This is a genomic window from Haloarchaeobius iranensis, from assembly GCF_900103505.1.
In the GTDB taxonomy this organism is placed as follows: Archaea; Halobacteriota; Halobacteria; order Halobacteriales; family Natrialbaceae; genus Haloarchaeobius; species Haloarchaeobius iranensis.
In genome coordinates this window covers 1-1,470 of the sequence record NZ_FNIA01000068.1, presented here as the reverse complement: position 1 = coordinate 1,470, position 1,470 = coordinate 1, and the positions used below count along the sequence as shown (strand labels likewise).

Genomic DNA, 1,470 nt, shown 5'->3' with positions numbered 1-1,470 from the left:
GGGAGATTTGTGTCATAGGTAACCGAATCTCTCCGCTTCAACTCCTTTGATTTAGCGACCCATCTCGACGCCGTCTAGTGATTCAACACAGCCCTTCGAAGCTAATGTCGACCTCGGAGGGTGGCTCAGGAACGGACCATACAGTGTCGGAGAAAACCCCGGATGGACACGAGCGTGTCAACCACTGATGTGGTTCTGGAAATGCACCAACTCTCCGGTATCGGGGTTCGCATTCAAAAAATTCGACTCCGGTCAAACTGCATCAGTGCAATTCGAAGAGCCCGGAACGTATGAAATTCAACTCGTCGCTAGCGATTCAGACGGTCGCGTACATATAGATAGTAAGACAATAACGGTGGACGACTAATGAGTTCAGAACCTCCCCGGCGAGATATCGTTCAGTCTGTGAGTGGCCCCATCCAGAATCCCGAAGAGGAGTCGAATGCTGCACGCCTCCGTCGCCTTCGCTGGCGTTCCCAGCACGATACGATGTGGCGCGGAGACGAGTACGTCACTTCCAATCGCTATAGCAGGTTCGTCGAACATTCTACCAACAATTTGCACTTACTTGATGCAAACTGGGTCGAAACCGGAAATCCATTGACCGGGTTCAGCAATGGATGTTGGCGGTACACGTTCGCTATTCAAACCTCTGCGATGGTCGTGAATCAACCGTACCGTAGTCGGTTCGACTCTCCAGAACGAGATGAGTGGCAGCTTCGAACGACTGGCTCCCACAACGTACAGTTGTTTTCTGAACTCGAAGTCCGGCCAAAGAATGAGGGAGACGGTGCTGTTAACAACCACGTCGTGGTCGCACCACGGAGGACTCCGAACCAGTTCCGATTCATCAACGGTCACAACCTGACTCAGAAGATCAACGATGAAAACGAAGAGATAGGTCTCGAGGGTCTCGTCGAACATCTCGCCTCGCTCTACTACTGTCCAGAGCGGTTTACATCGAACCGAACGCGAAACCTCTGGCCAATGGAGGCTTGTCGACTTGATGCGGAGGCAAAGCCGGCCCGTGTTCAAGAAGGTATATTGCTCGATTTAGGAGCAAGCGGTGCAAAACTCGTCTCGATAGCTGATTTCGCTCATGAAACGTTCGATGTCGGTGTAGATTTTGAGTTCGATTGTCCTAACTACCTCGACGATGGGGGTCGGTACGTTAGTTCGACGATAGTGAGATTAGCAGAGGTGGGAGGGATAATCTTCGATCTGATCGACGTCGGAGAGGTGATTGATGAATGGTTGGAACCCCCGCCAGAGACTGGTTCGGAGAACAAGTTACGGTTCTGGGAGAGATACCCACCTCACGAGGGGGGTTTCGATTACGGTCCAATTACCGGTGGGTTCCTCGTGTTCGACGCCTAGAGCGTGTCATAGAAAGCCTCCCAAGGGAGGCCGCAGGGTTTGGAAACTGTGTCCAGCAGTACCAACGCCCTGCAAGACGTAGCTTCGGTAGAC

The 1,470-nt window shown here is 52.4% G+C and carries 1 protein-coding gene; it reads left to right on the top strand.

Annotation, left to right across the window (positions count from 1 at the left end; all coding sequences use genetic code 11):
• Positions 1-366: 366 nt before the first annotated feature.
• A complete protein-coding gene (locus BLT27_RS19495; RefSeq protein WP_139172449.1) occupies positions 367-1,377 on the top strand; it encodes a hypothetical protein in 1,011 nt (336 codons plus the stop codon).
• Positions 1,378-1,470: the final 93 nt, after the last annotated feature.